This window comes from Allobosea sp. GW821-FHT10B12 (assembly GCF_059415545.1).
The window spans coordinates 91614-106965 of the sequence record NZ_JBWKNL010000010.1; the positions used below are offsets into that span (position 1 = coordinate 91614).

The 15352-nt window shown below is 67.0% G+C and carries 16 protein-coding genes; 11 read left to right on the top strand and 5 right to left on the bottom strand.

Features of this window, described 5'->3' with window-relative positions:
- Nucleotides 1–10 precede the first annotated feature (10 nt).
- The 5 genes from solA (at nt 11) to AC07O0_RS26090 (ending at nt 5826) form a co-directional block, all read left to right on the top strand.
- Complete coding sequence (gene solA / locus AC07O0_RS26070) at nt 11–1150, top strand: N-methyl-L-tryptophan oxidase (RefSeq protein WP_494627091.1); 1140 nt, start codon at nt 11–13, stop codon at nt 1148–1150.
- A gap of 83 nt (nt 1151–1233) precedes the next feature.
- Entirely contained in the window at nt 1234–2136 is a 903-nt protein-coding gene (locus AC07O0_RS26075) for a DMT family transporter (RefSeq protein ID WP_494627093.1), read from the top strand.
- Nucleotides 2133–3308: a multidrug effflux MFS transporter gene (locus tag AC07O0_RS26080; RefSeq protein ID WP_494627095.1), complete on the top strand. Its 1176-nt coding sequence runs from the start codon at nt 2133–2135 to the stop codon at nt 3306–3308. The genes AC07O0_RS26075 and AC07O0_RS26080 overlap by 4 nt, the downstream gene beginning before the upstream one ends.
- Nucleotides 3309–3418: 110 nt before the next feature.
- Nucleotides 3419–4018, top strand: coding sequence for a TRAP transporter small permease subunit (locus AC07O0_RS26085; RefSeq protein ID WP_494627097.1), 600 nt, complete (start codon nt 3419–3421; stop codon nt 4016–4018).
- A gap of 143 nt (nt 4019–4161) precedes the next feature.
- Nucleotides 4162–5826: a TRAP transporter large permease gene (locus tag AC07O0_RS26090; RefSeq protein WP_494627189.1), complete on the top strand. Its 1665-nt coding sequence runs from the start codon at nt 4162–4164 to the stop codon at nt 5824–5826.
- A 76-nt stretch (nt 5827–5902) separates the two neighbouring features.
- Here the strand turns inward: AC07O0_RS26090 and AC07O0_RS26095 are convergent, their stop codons facing one another.
- Together AC07O0_RS26095 and AC07O0_RS26100 are read right to left on the bottom strand one after the other, a co-directional pair.
- Entirely contained in the window at nt 5903–6292 is a 390-nt protein-coding gene (locus tag AC07O0_RS26095; RefSeq protein ID WP_494627099.1) for a hypothetical protein, read from the bottom strand.
- 64 nt (nt 6293–6356) lie between these two features.
- Nucleotides 6357–6803, bottom strand: coding sequence for an Lrp/AsnC family transcriptional regulator (locus AC07O0_RS26100; protein ID WP_494627101.1), 447 nt, complete (start codon nt 6801–6803; stop codon nt 6357–6359).
- Nucleotides 6804–6917: 114 nt separating this feature from the next.
- Between AC07O0_RS26100 and AC07O0_RS26105 the strand changes: the two genes are divergently transcribed.
- Nucleotides 6918–7229 carry a cupin domain-containing protein gene (locus AC07O0_RS26105; RefSeq protein ID WP_494627103.1) on the top strand — a complete coding sequence of 104 codons (312 nt, stop codon included), beginning with the start codon at nt 6918–6920 and terminating at the stop codon, nt 7227–7229.
- 75 nt (nt 7230–7304) lie between these two features.
- Here AC07O0_RS26105 and AC07O0_RS26110 read toward each other — a convergent pair whose 3' ends face one another.
- Both AC07O0_RS26110 and AC07O0_RS26115 read right to left on the bottom strand, forming a co-directional pair.
- Nucleotides 7305–8399: a TRAP transporter substrate-binding protein gene (locus AC07O0_RS26110; RefSeq protein WP_494627105.1), complete on the bottom strand. Its 1095-nt coding sequence runs from the start codon at nt 8397–8399 to the stop codon at nt 7305–7307.
- A 248-nt stretch (nt 8400–8647) separates the two neighbouring features.
- Entirely contained in the window at nt 8648–9736 is a 1089-nt protein-coding gene (locus tag AC07O0_RS26115; protein ID WP_494627107.1) for a TRAP transporter substrate-binding protein, read from the bottom strand.
- Nucleotides 9737–10047: 311 nt separating this feature from the next.
- Between AC07O0_RS26115 and AC07O0_RS26120 the strand changes: the two genes are divergently transcribed.
- From AC07O0_RS26120 to AC07O0_RS26135, 4 genes are read left to right on the top strand one after another with little or no spacing between them, the layout of a single operon-like run.
- On the top strand, nt 10048–10467 hold the full coding sequence (locus AC07O0_RS26120) for a thiol-disulfide oxidoreductase DCC family protein (RefSeq protein WP_494627109.1): 420 nt from the start codon (nt 10048–10050) through the stop codon (nt 10465–10467).
- The gene (locus AC07O0_RS26125; RefSeq protein ID WP_494627111.1) at nt 10464–12146 is read left to right on the top strand and encodes a saccharopine dehydrogenase family protein; all 1683 of its coding nucleotides are present in this window, start codon (nt 10464–10466) and stop codon (nt 12144–12146) included. Before AC07O0_RS26120 ends, AC07O0_RS26125 begins: the two co-directional genes overlap by 4 nt.
- Nucleotides 12133–13185 (top strand): agmatinase, encoded by a 1053-nt coding sequence (gene speB / locus AC07O0_RS26130; protein WP_494627113.1) that lies wholly within the window; start codon nt 12133–12135, stop codon nt 13183–13185. The genes AC07O0_RS26125 and speB overlap by 14 nt, the downstream gene beginning before the upstream one ends.
- On the top strand, nt 13182–13667 hold the full coding sequence (locus tag AC07O0_RS26135) for an Lrp/AsnC family transcriptional regulator (RefSeq protein ID WP_494627115.1): 486 nt from the start codon (nt 13182–13184) through the stop codon (nt 13665–13667). Before speB ends, AC07O0_RS26135 begins: the two co-directional genes overlap by 4 nt.
- Nucleotides 13668–13674: 7 nt before the next feature.
- On the opposite strand, the gene AC07O0_RS26140 is transcribed toward AC07O0_RS26135, so the two are convergent.
- Nucleotides 13675–14136, bottom strand: a complete 462-nt coding sequence (locus AC07O0_RS26140; protein ID WP_436152454.1) for an Lrp/AsnC family transcriptional regulator — start codon at nt 14134–14136, stop codon at nt 13675–13677.
- A gap of 140 nt (nt 14137–14276) precedes the next feature.
- Between AC07O0_RS26140 and AC07O0_RS26145 the strand changes: the two genes are divergently transcribed.
- Nucleotides 14277–15269, top strand: coding sequence for an ornithine cyclodeaminase family protein (locus AC07O0_RS26145; RefSeq protein ID WP_494627117.1), 993 nt, complete (start codon nt 14277–14279; stop codon nt 15267–15269).
- Nucleotides 15270–15352 lie beyond the last annotated feature (83 nt).

Below are 15352 nucleotides of genomic sequence, written 5' to 3' on the forward strand. Positions count from 1 at the left end.
GGGACCTTCAATGAACTCATCGCAATACGACGTGATCGTCGCCGGCGTCGGCGCGATGGGTTCCGCGGCCTGCTGGCACCTCGCAAAGCGCGGGCTCAGGGTGCTGGGCCTCGAGCGCTTCGATCTCGGCCACGCTATGGGCTCCTCACACGGGCTGACCCGGATCATCCGCCTCGCCTATTTCGAGGGCTCGCACTATGTCCCGGTGGTCAAGCGGGCGCACCAGCTCTGGCAGGAGACCGGCGACGCCGCCGGCCTGAAGCTGCTGCACGTCACCGGCTCGCTCGATCTCGCGCCGGAGGGCCTCGGCCCGGTCGAGTCCTCGCTCAAATCCTGCATCGACCACGGTCTCGAGCATGAAGTGCTCGATCGCGACGAGATTTCCCGGCGCTTCCCCGCCTTCCAGCTGCCGGAAGGCCATATCGGCCTGTGGCAGGCCGGCGGCGGCTTCGTCGCCTCGGAGAAAGCGATCTACGCCCATGTCGGGCTGGCACAGTCCAAAGGCGCTGAGATCCGCACCGGCGAGCCTATGCTCGACTGGCAGCCGACCGCCGACGGCGGGGTCACCGTGCGCACCGAACGCGGCACCTATTCGGCCGGCCGACTCGTCATCACTTCCGGCGGCTGGATCGCCGATGCCGTTCCGGCGCTGAAGCAGCGGGTCAGGACAGTGCGGCAGGCGATCGGCTGGTTCACCACGCGCCGGCCGGAGCTGTTCCGCGAGGGCGCCTTCCCGGTCTTCATCCTCAGCGTCGAGGAAGGCAATTTCTACGGCTTCCCGCTCTACGAGCATCCCGGCTTCAAGCTCGGCGGGCCGCATTTCGGGCGCGAGCCGATGGACCCGCGCGATCCGGACCGGACGCCGAGCCCGAATCAGGTCCGGCTGATCCGCGAATGCCTGGCGCGCTATATCCCCGATGCGGCGGGCGAGCCGCTGACGGTCAAGGGCTGCATCTACAGCGTCTCGCCGGACGAGGGCTTCATCATCGACGCGGTGCCTGGTGTGCCGCAGGCCGTCTTCGCCTCGGCCTGCTCCGGCCATGGCTTCAAGTTCGCGAGCGCGATCGGCGAGATCCTCGCCGATCTCTCGACCAGCGGCCGCTCCGCCTTCGACCTTTCCGCCTTCTCCCTGTCCCGGTTCGACGCCTGAGCTTCGCGCAAGCCGGCGGCGCCTCGCCGCCGGCCCGGGCCAGGCCGAACGGGACAGCGTACAAGACCCCGACAGGAAACGCTTTGGCCACCGCCGCCCAGAACCGCCGCGGAATCATCGCCATGATGGCGGCGATGACGCTCTTCTGCTGCAACGACGCGCTGATGAAGCTCGCCCGCGAGGTCTTCCCGGCCGGCCAGGCGCTGGCGCTGCGCACCGTCTTCGCCGTCATGGCGAGCCTGGCGCTGGTCGTGTTCATGAGCGACTGGCGCAAGCTTCCGCTCGGGCTGAGGCCGCTGGTGCTGGTGCGCGCGGGCGTCGAGGCGCTGTGCGCACTGACCTTCATCTGGGCCTTGGGATTGCTGCCGCTCGCCAACATCACGGCGATCGTGATGGCCTCGCCTTTGCTCATCGTCCTGCTGGCGGTACTGCTGCGGATCGAATCCGTCGGCTGGCGCCGGGCCCTGGCATTGGCGGTCGGCTTCATTGGCGTGCTGATCGTGATGCGCCCAAGCGCGGACGGCTTCAGCGCAGCCGCGCTGGTCGCGCTCGCCGGCGCCGGCCTCGTCGCCATCCGCGACCTGACGACCCGCTTCATCAGCAGCGACGTGCCATCAACCGTCGTTTCCCTGACCGCCACGGTGATCGTCGGGCTGTTGGGCGTCGGCATGAGCGGACTCGAAACCTGGCAGTCGCCCTGGCGGGTCGAGCTCGCCTATCTCGCAGGCGCCGCGATCCTGGTCACCGGGGGCGGCCTCAGCATCATCAGCGCCTTCCGCAACACCGATGTCGGCGTCGTCGCCGGCTATCGCTATTCCGTCGTCCCGATCGCGGTGCTGATCGGGTGGCTGGTCTGGGGCGAGTCGCCGGACAAGATCGCCTTCGCCGGCATCGCACTGATCGTCGGCAGCGGCCTCTACACCCTGCACCGCCAGCGCATCCGCCATGATTCGCAGCTGAAACCCGAGGGCGAGAAGCCGCTATGAAGGCGAAGCCCGCTCTCACCGTGCTCGTCGCGATCTCGACGCTGCAGCCGATCGCGCTCAACATGCTCGCTCCGGCGACGCCGGCGCTCGCCCGCAACTTCGCCACCAGCTATGCGACGATCCAGCTGACGCTGACCCTGTTCCTGGTCGCGGTCGCACTGACGCAACTCGTAGTCGGCCCGCTCTCCGACCGCTTCGGGCGCCGCCCCTGCGTGATCGCCGGCACCGCCGTCTTCATGATCGGCTCGGTGCTCGGCGCCCTCGCGGACAGCGCCGGAACCCTGCTGTTCGCGCGCGTGCTCGAAGGCGCCGGCTCCGGCACGACCTTCGCCCTGGCGCGCGCCATCATCCGCGACACCGCCGGCCGCGACCAGGCGGCACGGCAGATCGCGACGGTGACCATGGTCATGGTCGTGGCACCGATGGTCACGCCCTATCTCGGCGGCCATATCGAGACCGGCTTCGGCTGGCGCGTGATCTTCTGGTCGATGGCAGCCGCAGCCGCGATCGTGCTGGTGCTGGTCCAGCTGCGGCTACCCGAGACGGCACCGAATGTCGGCGTGCGAACCTCGCTCACCGGCATCTTCCGCGCATTTCCGGATCTGGCGCGCGACCGCGGCTTCATCCGTAATGTGATCGCGCTGGCGATGACCTCGGCCGCCTTCTTCGCCTTCATCGCGGCGGCGCCGTTCATCGTGGTCGAGACGATGGGGCGCGGCTCCGACACCTACGGCGCCTACTTCATGCTCAACGCCTTCGGCTACATGGTGGGCAATTTCGCCATGTCCCGATTGGTGCTCCGGCACGGCACGGCGAAGATGGCCTGGATCGGCCTCGTCATCTCGTTCGTGGCGGCGACGGTCGCCTTCGCGATCGCGCTGACCCCTTATTGGACGCCGCTCACTTTGTTCCTGCCGCTCGCGGTCAGCGCGATCGGCAACGGCTTGACCCTGCCGGGTGCGACGGCTGCGGCGCTGTCGGCCCGGCCGGAGCTCGCGGGTTCGGCGGCCGGGCTAGCCGGAGCGATCCAGCTCGGCTCAGGGGCGCTCGCAGCCGCGCTGATCAGCTCCTTGGTGGCACATTGGCCGCCGGCGCTGATGGCGATGATGTGGCTGATGCTGGTCGTCGCTTTGCTGGCATTGCGCAAAGAGCCGCGTCGGCGAAAGGACTGATCCACAGCGCCTTGCGCCGCGCAATGTTGTACGGCATGTAGCAATCGTATAACCGCCCTTCGTAAACCGCATGATGCGGCCGTAAATCCACGAGGTCAGGGAGGACTGAGGTGGACGCACCCCTCGCTTTGAGTCGCGCGATCGATGCCCTCAATCTCAGGATCGGCAGATCGGTCGCCTGGCTGATCCTCGTCGCCGTCATCGTCTCGACGGTCAATGCCATCATCCGCAAGCTGTTCAACGTCTCGTCGAACTCATGGCTCGAACTGCAATGGGTGCTGTTCGGCGCGGTGTTCCTGCTGTGCGCGTCGTGGACGCTGCAGGTGAAGGAGCACATCCGCATCGACATCGTGAACAACCTGCTGCCGAAGCGCGTGCAGCAATGGATCGACCTGATCGGCCATCTGCTGTTCCTGCTGCCGTTCTGCGCGCTGATGGTCTACCATTCCGGCCCGTTCTTCCTGCGCTCCTACCAGGTCAACGAGCAGTCGCTCTCGGCCGGCGGCCTGCCGCAATGGCCCGCCAAGGGGCTCGTCATCGTCGGCTTCTTCCTGCTGCTGCTGCAGGGCATCTCCGAGGTGATCAAGCAGATCGCGATCATGCGCGGAAAGCTCGACGACGACGCCCATGGCGGCGGTCACGCCGCAGCCGCCGAAGCCGAAGCCCAGCGCCTGATCGATCAGGCCAAGGCCGAAGGCCTCGCCTCGTGAGCCAAGCTGCAGCTTTCCGGACCCGCTCCATGACCTTCGTTCGCTCCGCCGCGCTGCTGCTGGCGCTCACCGTCACAGCTTTCCTCAGCCTGCACACCGGCGACGCGCATGCCGCCGGAATCGGCGATTTCCTGCGCGTCAACATGGCGCCGGTGATGTTCGCCGCGCTCGTGCTGTTCCTGCTGCTCGGCTATCCCGTCGCCTTCGCGCTCGCCGCCAACGGCCTGTTCTTCGCGGTGGTCGGCATCGAGCTCGGCATGTTCCAGGAGAACTTCCTGCAGGCCCTGCCGGAACGCATCTACGGCACGATGAACAACGACGTGCTGCTGGCAATCCCGTTCTTCACCTTCATGGGCCTGGTGCTCGAGCGCTCGGGCATGGCCGAGGATCTGCTCGACACGATCGGCCAGCTCTTCGGGCCGATCCGCGGCGGCCTCGCCTATGCGGTGATCTTCGTCGGCGCCCTGCTCGCGGCGACCACCGGCGTCGTCGCCGCCTCGGTGATCTCGATGGGCCTGATCTCGCTGCCGATCATGCTGCGCTACGGCTATGACCGGCGGCTCGCCTCGGGCGTGATCGCGGCCTCGGGCACGCTGGCGCAGATCATCCCGCCCTCGCTGGTTCTGATCGTGCTCGCCGACCAGCTCGGCCGCTCGGTCGGCGACATGTACGAGGGCGCCTTCATCCCCGGCCTCGTGCTGGCGGGGCTATACGCCGGCTATGTCTTCCTGGTCACGATCGTGAAACCGGAGCGCGCACCCGGCCTGCCGCCGGAAGCGCAGACGCTGCGCGACGCCGACGGCAAGACCAGGCGCTTCTCGCTGCTGGTGGTGACGATCATCGCCTTCGGCCTCGCCATCGCCTACATGAAGTACTTCACCAAGGTCGGCGGCGGTGCGGATTTCGTCATCCTGACCATGTCGATCGCGGTTGCGCTCTCCTTCGTGATCGCGCTGGTCAACAAATTCCTCGGGCTCAACCTGCTCTCGCGCATGACCGAGCAGGTCGTCTTCGTGATGGTGCCGCCGCTGGCGCTGATCTTCCTGGTGCTCGGCACGATCTTCATCGGCGTCGCCACGCCGACCGAAGGCGGCGCCATGGGCGCGGCCGGCGCGATCCTGCTCGCCTGGGCCAAGAAGCGCATGACCTTCGACCTGCTCAGGCAGGCGACGGAGTCGACCGCCAAGCTCTCGGCCTTCGTGCTGTTCATCCTGGTCGGCGCGCGCGTGTTCTCGCTGACCTTCTACGGCGTCAACGGCCATGTCTGGGTCGAGCATCTGCTGGTCGGACTGCCCGGCGGCGCGACGGGCTTCCTGATCGTCGTCAACGTGATGGTCTTCCTGCTCGCCTTCTTCCTCGACTTCTTCGAACTCGCCTTCATCGTCGTGCCGCTGCTCGGCCCGGCGGCGGAGAAACTCGGGATCGACCTGATCTGGTTCGGCGTCATCCTCGGCGTCAACATGCAGACCTCGTTCATGCATCCGCCCTTCGGCTTCGCCCTGTTCTTCCTGCGCTCGGTCGCGCCGAAGAAGGCCTACAAGGACAAGATCACCGGCAAGATGATGGAGCCGGTGACGACCGGGCAGATCTACTGGGGCGCGGTTCCCTTCGTGGTGATCCAGTGCATCATGGTCGCGCTCGTCGTGCTCTTCCCGCAGATGGTGATGCACTACAAGAGCTCGGGCGTGCAGCTCGACCAGCAGCAGATCAACAAGCAGCTCGACAGCATCAGCATTCCGGGGCTCGGCGGCTCCGGCGGTCTGCCGGGGCTCGATCTCAACGCCCCGCCGACGCTGAACCTGAAATAGAACGGGCAGCCAGAACGACGAAGCCCCGGATCATCGATCCGGGGCTTTCGCTTTCAAGGAGACGCGGGCACTGGGCTCACCAGCGCTGCCAGCCGTCATTCAGGTTGTTGTCGATCCGGCCGCGGCCGCTGATCACGGCGCGGACCTCGCCGACCAAGGTCTGGCCGCGCGCCTCGCCATAGAGCATTCCCTCCGCGCCGGAGCCGTAGCCCCGGCGGCTGGAGGTCTTGCCAAACTCGACGCGAACGCCGCCACCGACGCGGACGCAGGCCGAGGAGCCTTCGACGCGAACGAAGCCGGGCCCATACTCCGGACAAGGGCGCGCTGCCTGGGCCGCCCCGGGGCGTGCCGCGGCCGGCTTGGTCTTGGCGGGCCCGCGACCGGGAATGGGCTCGCCGATCGACTGGGCGGCGGCGAGCGCCGGCAAGCCCAGGGTCGCGAGAAGGACGGCGAGTGGCAGCTTCATGAGTGCCTCGATTTGCGATGACCATAGCCTAACGCCTCGAACAAGGCCCGGCTAGGGCAAGCCGTCAGCCCACCCTGGCGCTCTCCGCCAGGATCGGCGCCGTCTCGATCTCGCCGACGCCGGGCACGGCGCTCAGCCGGTCGACCAGTCGCGACAGAGCCGGCGCATCGTCGGTCTCGACGATCAGCATCGCGTCCACGGGTCCCGCCAGCGAATAGCAGGCGACGATCTCCGGCCAGGCCCTGAAACGATCGAGCACCGCGGCGCAGGGGCGCGTCCGGATGCGCAGCGAGAGCATCGCACGGGTCGCCGGCGCCTTCGGCCGCTCGGCCAGCCGCACCGTGTAGCCGAGAATGACCCCGTCGCGCTCGAGCCTCGCCATCCGCTCCTGGATCGCGGTGCGCGAGAGCCCGGCAGCGCGCGCCAGCGCTGTGAACGAGGCGCGCGCATCGGCCTTGAGCAGCGCGAGCAGCTTCCGGTCGATGGCGTCGAGCTCACCGTCGTTTCGCAAGCGAGATCCCTCCAGAAACCACCGATCGCAGGCGCTGCCGGCGTCTTGCCTATGGCATGGGCGCCGCCGCCGGTGAAGATTCAGGGTCCCTTCCGCCAATCGGAGACATCGGCAATGAGGACGATCAAGCCACAGGACTTCACCGGCAGCCGCGCCTGGGCGGCGCTCGACATCGAGCGGATCGATGACGCCACGATCCGGCTGCACTGGACCGACCAGCCCTATAAATGGCACGTCAACGATGGCCCGGAGGTCTTCGTCGTCCTCGATGGCGAGGTCGACATGCACACCCGTACCGGCGGCGTCGAGAGCGTGCAGCGGCTCGTGCGCGGCGACATCTTCCACGCGCAGGACGGCGACGCTCATGTCGCCCACCCCGTCGGCCCGGCGCGTGTCCTGGTGATCGAGCGCGCCGGCAGCGTCTAAACTGAAAAACCCCGGCCTCGCGGCCGGGGTTCGATTTGCATCGAGTTGGCCGGCGGACCGGCGGTCGCTCTCGTCTCAGAGCATGTTGCCCGCACGGGCGCGGATCAGGAAGTTGTCGTAGGTGTACTCGGCGATCTGGAACCAAAGGTATTCATCGCCGCGGAAGAGTGACATCGCGTCGTAGATCTTCTTGAAGTCGGGGTTCTTGGCGCTGGTCTCGGCATAGACCTCCTTGGACGCCTTGAGGCAGGCCTCGAGGATCTCCTGCGAGAACGGCCGCAATTGCGCGCCGCCGCCGACCAGGCGCTTCAGCGCCGCCGGATTACGCGCATCGTACTTGGCCTGCATGTCGACATTGGCGAGGGCCGCGGCCGTGGTCAGGATCGACTTGTAGACCTTCGGCAGCGCGTCCCATTTCGCGGTGTTGAGGAAGAAATGCAGCGAGGCGCCACCTTCCCACCAGCCGGGATAATAGTAGTACGGCGCCACCTTGTTGAAGCCGAGCTTCTCGTCATCGGCCGGGCCGACCCATTCGGCCGCGTCGATCGTGCCCTTCTCCAGCGCCGGGTAGATGTCGCCGCCGCCGATCTGCTGCGGCACGACGCCGAGCTTGCTCATCACCTGCCCGGCGAAACCGCCGATGCGCATCTTCAGGCCCTGCAGGTCGGCGACCGTCTTGATTTCCTTGCGGAACCAGCCGCCCATCTGGCAGCCGGTATTGCCGCCGGGCAGCGCGTAGATGTTGTACTTCTTGTAGAACTCGTTGAGCAGGTCCATGCCACCGGCATGATAGAACCAGGCGTTCTGCTGGCGGGCGTTGAGACCGAAAGGTACGGCGGTGCCAAAGGCGAAGGTCGGGTCCTTGCCGACGTAATAGTACGAAGCGGTGTGGCACATCTCGACCGTGCCGTTGGTCACGGCGTCGGCCGCCTGCAGGGCCGGCACGATCTCGCCCGCCGCGAAGACCTGGATCTGGAACTTGCCGTCAGTCGCCTCGGAGACCGCCTTGGCGAGCGTCTCGGACGCGCCGTAGATCGTATCCAGCGATTTCGGGAAGGACGAGGTGACACGCCATTTCACCTCGGGCATGGATTGCGCAATGGCCGGCGCCGCGACGGCGCTGGCTGCGGCACCGGCACCGGCGACCTTCAGAAACTGACGACGCTTCATGTAGAGGGCTCCTCCCAGAGCATTGGAGCGGCGCCGGTATTTTCCGGTTCGCGCGCAAGAGCGTCAGCAAAGGCGATCTGCGCCGCGAGCGCAAGCTCAACACATGACGCCCATGCAGTTTCCGCATAGGCATTTTGTCTAACTGGCCTTGGCATCGGCGCACCATCCGGCAGCGCTGGTCGCGCCAAATGAAAAAAGCCCGGCCTTGCGGCCGGGCTTCGCGTCATGTCGCTGCCTGGCGGCGCTCGTTACTTCGTGGCGCGATTGCGCACCTGGAAGATGTCGAAGGTCAGCTCCGCCACCTGCCACCAGAGATACTGGTCGCCGCGGAAGGCGACCATGGCGTCGATCGCCTTCTTGAAGTCGGCGTTCTTGGCCGAGATCTCGGCATAGAGCTCGTTCGAGGCCTTGAGCGAGGCTTCCATCACGTCCTGCGGGAACGGACGCAGCTGCGTGCCGGCGCCGACGAGACGCTTCAGAGCCGCCGGGTTCTGGACGTCATACTTCGCCGCCATCTGGGTGTTGGCATAGGTGCAGGCGGCCGTCAGTGCAGCCTGATAGGCCTTCGGCAGCGCGTTCCACTTCTCCAGATTGACGAAGGCGTGGACGCAGGGGCCGCCCTCCCAGAAGCCCGGATAGTAGTAGTAGGGCGCGACCTTCGAGAAGCCGAGCTTCTCGTCGTCATAGGGGCCGACCCACTCGGCGCCGTCGATCGTGCCCTTCTCCAGCGCCGGATAGATGTCGCCGCCGCCGATCTGCTGCGGCACGAGGCCGAGCTTCTGCAGGACCGAGCCGGCGATGCCGCCGATGCGCATCTTCAGGCCGTTGATGTCGGCGACGCTCTTGATCTCCTTGCGGAACCAGCCGCCCATCTGGGCGCCGGTGTTGCCGCAGGGCAGACCGTAGATGTTGAACTTCTTGTAGAACTCGTTGAACAGCTCGTTGCCGCCGCCCTGGAACAGCCAGGCATTCTGCTGGCGGGCATTGAGACCGAACGGCACGGACGCCGCGATCGCGAAGGTCGGATCCTTGCCGACATAGTAATACGAGACGGTGTGGGCCATCTCGACGGTGTTGTTGCTGACCGCGTCGGCCGCCTGCAGGGCGGGCACGATCTCGCCGGCAGCGAAGACCTGGATCTGGAACTTGCCGTCGGTCAGCTCGGAGACCATCTTGGCCATGACCTCGGCGCCGCCATAGATCGTATCGAGCGATTTCGGGAAGCTCGACGCCAGGCGCCACTTCACCTCGGGATTGGACTGCGCGACCGCCGGCATGGCGACAGCGGATGCGGCCGCACCGGCACCGGCGACCTGCAGGAACTGACGACGCTTCATATGGGACATCTCCTCGTTTCGACGTTCTTCGCCGCGCTCCGGCAGCAATAGCACCGAAGCGAGCGACGTTTGTAGGACGACCTTGGTGTGATGCAGCGATGATCGGAGGCGGCGGCCCGGGTTGACCCACGGTTAGTCGGCTCGCCTCGAATCTATACTTGCACAAGATTTGCGCAGCACTCCCCCAATCGTTGCAAGATCGTCAACCGTCGCAGGTCGCTCGACAATTGCACGCAGAGCATGGCACGGCTGCGCAGGAAGCGCATGGAACTTTTTCCCCGCCCGGTCAACCTCTTGCCGAATGAGGCCCGATGCCCAGCGTCACCGCCCCGATCTGGCTCTATGACGGCGTCTGCGTGCTCTGCTCCGGCGGCGTGCGCTACACGCTGCGGCATGAGCGCGACCACGCCATCCGCTTCGTCGCGATCCAGTCGCGCGAAGGCAGCGAGCTGGCGCAGGCGCATGGCATCGACCCGGAGGAGCCTGACAGCTTCCTCTTCATCGAGAACGGCCGGGCGCTGTCGAAGTCCGATGGCGTGCTGGCGCTGACCCGTCATCTGGGCGGGCCGGCACGCCTGCTATTGCTCGGGCGGGCGCTGCCGAAACGCTGGCGCGACTGGCTCTACGATGGTGTCGCCCGCAATCGCTACCGGCTCTTCGGCCGCAAGGACTCGTGCGAGATGCCAGATCCGGCGACGCGGCACCGCTTCACCTTGCCGGACAGCCCATGAAGCGCGTCGTGCTGATCGGCGCGACCGGCGTCTTCGGCGGGCGGCTGGCGCGCCATCTCGCGCGCATGGAGGGGCTCGACCTGGTGCTGACCTCGCGCAGCGCCGACAAGGCCCAGGCATTGGCGAAGGAGCTGGCGACGGAAGCGAGCGTGCCGGTCAGCGGCGCTGGGCTCGATCGCGACAGGGACCTCGTCGCCTCCCTTGCCTCCCTGAAGCCCTGGCTGGTGATCGACGCCTCCGGGCCGTTCCAGCAACAGGGCTACGAGGTGCCGACCGCGGCGCTCCTGCTCGGCGCCCATGTCGTCGACCTCGCCGATGCGCGCGGCTACCTCGCCGGCTACGGCCTGCAGCTCGACGCGCTCGCAAAGCAGCGTGGCCTCAGCGCACTCGCCGGCGCGAGCTCGACCCCGGCGCTCTCGGCCGCGGCGGCGCGCGAGCTGAGCGAAGGCTGGGAGCGGCTCGACAGCATCGACATCGCGATCACGCCGGGCGGGCGCAGCGAGGTCGGCCCCTCGGTCATCGCCGCGGTCCTGAGCTATGCCGGCAGGCCTGTGCCGCTCTGGCGCGAAGGCGAATTGCAGACCACGCCGGCATGGGACCTCGGTGCGGTCATCGACATGCCCGACCTCGGCCCGCGGCGGGTCGCGCCGGTCGAGACCGTCGACGCCGAGACGCTCGGCCCTGCCCTCTCCGTCCAGTCGCGCGTCAGCTTCTCTGCCGGGCTGGAGGCAGGCATCGAACAATGGGGACTGGCGCTGCTCGCCTGGCTCCGCCGCCGCGGCTGGGTCACCGATCTCGCGCCACTCGTGCCCTATCTCGTCAAGGCGCGGAGGATCACGCGCCTTTGGACCTCGGATCGCGGCGGCATGCGGGTCGCGATCTCCGGCATCGATGCGAAAGGACGGCCACGCCGGGCCTATTGGTCGCTGCTGGCCGAGAACGATGACGGCCCGCAGGTGCCGACGCTGGCGGCGGCCGCGGCAGTGCGTGCTCTCCTTGCGGACACGATCACTCCCGGCGCACGCTCGGCCGCCGAAGCGCTCGATCTCGCTGCGATCGAGGCCGAGATGGCGCCCTACGCGATCAGCACCAGCCAGGACGAGCGTAGCGTCGGCCCAGCCCTGTTCGAGACGGTGCTCGGCGCGCAGGCTTTGGCGATGATGCCGGCAGCGATCCGGACCTTCCACGCCGCCGAGGCCGAGCCGGTCTGGCAAGGCCGGGCCGAGGTCGCGCGCGGCCAGGGGCGGGCGATCACCCTGCTCTGCCGGTTCTTCGGCCTGCCAGCGGCCGGAAGCGAACTGCCGGTGACGGTCAGCGTCAGCAGGGGCGATTCGTTCGATGACGACTGCGAGGTCTGGACCCGCAACTTCGCCGGCCAGCGCTTCCAATCGCGCCTGAGCCTCGATCGCAATGGCGAGCTGCGCGAGGCCTTCGGCCCGTTCTCCTTCACGCTTGCCGCGGCGGGAAACCGGGAGGGGCTCGCACTGCCGATCGCCGCCTGGCGCGTCTTCGGCCTGCGCCTGCCACGCGTTCTCATGCCATCCGCCGAGGCGTATGAGACGGTTGACGCCGATGGCCGCTTCCGTTTCGACGTGAAGCTGATTTTGCCCTTCTTCGGCCTGCTCGCGCATTATCGCGGCTGGCTCAAACCTCGGGGACCAAGCGATGGACCAGGATAAACTCGCGAAACTCAGGGCGCGCTATGCCGGGGCGAGCGGCGCCGACATCCATGATCCCCGCTTCGCCAAGGTCGCCGCCGGCCAGTTCCAGGGCGACCGGCGCAAATGGCCGTTCTCCGACGTCGCGACCTTCATCAACGCACCCTATCGACCGGACGCGCTGAGCAAGCCCGATCTCGGCGGACTCGACGTCGCGATCATCGGCCTGCCGATGGATCTCGGCGTCACCAACCGCGCCGGTACGCGCCTCGGCCCGCGCGCGGTGCGCGCCGTCGAGCGCATGGGACCAATGGACCATGTCAACGGCACCGCGCCGTTCAACCTGATCAAGGCCGCCGATATCGGCGACGTGCCGTTCCGCTCGCGCTATTCGCTGGAGAGCTGCCATGAGGACATCGAGGCGACCTTCAAGCAGATCGTGAAGGCCGGCGTCTCGACGCTCGGCGTCGGCGGCGACCATTCGATCACCTATCCGATCCTGAAGGCCGTCGGCGAGAAGCGGCCGGTCGGCATGGTCCATATCGACGCGCATTGCGACACGTCCGGTCCGTATGAAGGCTCCAAGTTCCATCATGGCGGGCCGTTCCGGCAGGCCGTGCTCGACGGCGTGCTCGATCCCGAGCGCGTCATCCAGATCGGCATTCGCGGCGGCGCCGAATATCTCTGGGAGTTCTCCTACGAGTCCGGCATGACCGTGATCCATGCCGACGAGGTCGACCGCATGGGTCTCGACGCCGTCATCGCCAAGGCGCTCGCCGTGATCGGCGATGGGCCGACTTACGTCTCCTTCGACGTCGATTCGCTCGACCCCGCCTTCGCGCCCGGCACCGGCACGCCCGAGGTCGGTGGACTCACCCCGCGCGAGGCGCTTGCGATCCTGCGCGGCCTGAAGGGTCAGAACATCGTCGCCGCCGACGTGGTCGAGGTCGCCCCGCAATACGACGCGACCAGCAACACGGCGCAATGTGCGGCGCAGGTGCTGTTCCTCGAACTCTGCCTGATCGCCGAGGCCCGGGCCGCCAGCAAAGGCAGGCCGTGAAGCGCAAGGCGCTCCAGCTCGACGCGATCGACCGCCAGATCATCGCGATCCTGCGGGCGGAGGGCCGGATCACCAACCAGGCCCTGTCGGAACGGGTCGGGCTCTCGGCCCGGCCCTGCCTGGAACGGATGCGCCGGCTGGAGGCTTCCGGGCTGATCGCCGGCTATAGCGCCAGGCTCTCGCCCGAGCTCGCCGGCCACGCCATCATCGCCTTCGCGCAGATCTCGCTGCGCGATCATTCGGTCGGCCGGCGCGAGCGGATCGAGAAGGTGCTGCGCGCCTGCCCGGACGTGGTCGAGCTCCTGGTGATCAGCGGCGACGCCGATTATCTCGCGCGCATCGTCGCGAGCTCGCTGGCGGCCTATGAGGAACTGACCGGTGCCTGGCTCGCCGACAACCAGCTCGGCATCGCGCGCATCGCGACCACCTTCGCACTCAAGGCGCTGAAAGATTTCGAAGGCTATCCGCTGCTGGACGATTAAGCCGGCGTCAAAGCGGCAACAGCGCATCGGGCTTCACATCGCCGATCGAGGCGTAGCTATGCGTTTCTCTGACGCCCGGAAGCGGCAGGATGACCCGCTGCAGGAACTCCTGAAACGTCGCCATGTCGGCGATGCGGGCTTTGACCAGATAGTCGAAGCCGCCGATCACCATATGGCACTCGATGATTTCGGGCGCCTTCGCGACGGCCTCGGCGAAGCGGTCGAAGACATGCGGGGCCGTGTGATCGAGCCTGACCTCGATGAAGACGAGCGTGCCACGCCCGATCTTCGACGGCTCGAGCACCGCCCGCACGGCGCGGATGAAACCTTCGCTGAACAGGCGCTTGATCCGCTGCGAGGCGCCGGTCGGCGACAGCCCGACGCGCTGGGCGAGATCGAGCACGGTCCTGCGACCGTCCTCCTGCAATAGCCCGAGCAGCAGGCGGTCGACACGATCGAGATCACTCATTTCAGAACTCACGCTTTTGCCAGGATCTATGCGTGATAATCACGCTAAATAATCGAAAATATCATATTTTATCGCACCAGTTCGCGGCAATACGGTTTGAATGGCACTCGATGCCTGACCGGAAAAAGACGAGCGACGTGATGGACCAAACACAAGCTGCTTCGAGCAATCACGCCAAGGGCGAGATCAAGATCCTCTCGCTGAGCGAGACGGACATCCAAGGATGTATCGACCTGCGCATGCTACTCGATGCGCTGTCGGACGGGTTCAAGGCGCTCTCCGACGGGCGAGTCGTCAACCCGGCGCGGCCGCAACTCGACATCCCCGGCGCGGGCTATTCGCTGGCGATGCCCGGCTGGATGAGCGGCATGCATTTGACCGTGAAGCTGGTCAATGTCTTCGAAGGCAACATCGCCAGAGGCATGCCCAGCCATCTCGCGACGATCCATCTCTTCGATCCCGACACGGGAATGCCGGTCTGCATCATGGACGGGACCTATATCACGGCCGTGCGCACCTCCGGCTCGGCCGCCCTCTCGGTGCGGGAGCTCGCCAGGCGCGATGCCAAGGTCGCGACCGTCGTCGGCGCTGGCGTCCAGGCGAGCCAGCACCTCCGGCTGCTGCCGCTGGTTCGCGACTTCGAGGAGATTCGGGTGTTCTCGAAGAATTTCGCCGATGCGCAGGCGCTGGCCTCACGCCACCCGGGCGTCACTGCCGTCGCGGATCTGGAGGTTGCGGTGCGCTCGTCGGACGTAGTCTGCCTCGCGACGCACTCCTATGTTCCGGCGATATCCGCCGACTGGGTTCGACCGGGAACGCATGTGTCCTCGGTCGGCGTCGCGCCACCCGGCGGCGAACTGCCGATCGACCTGATCCGGCGCGGCAGCCTCTTCGTCGAGGCGCGGGACGCCTTCGCGCCGACCCCGGTGGGCTGCTGCGAGCTTGCCGATGTTGATCCGGAGGCCGGCACCGACCTGGGCGAGATGCTGCTGGGACGGCGGCCGGGACGAACATCGGACCGGCAGATCACCATCTACAAGGCGATGGGTGTCGCCATGGAGGACATGGTGGCGGCCGACCTCGCTTTCCGCGAGGCCACGCGGCAGGGTCTGGGCCGGACCGTCTTGCTTTGAAGTCCTTACGACTTGGCAGGAGCCATGCGCCACCAGCATGGCTCTTCTGCTCGCGTCGAGTTGAGTGCGCGGGCGCTTGCGAT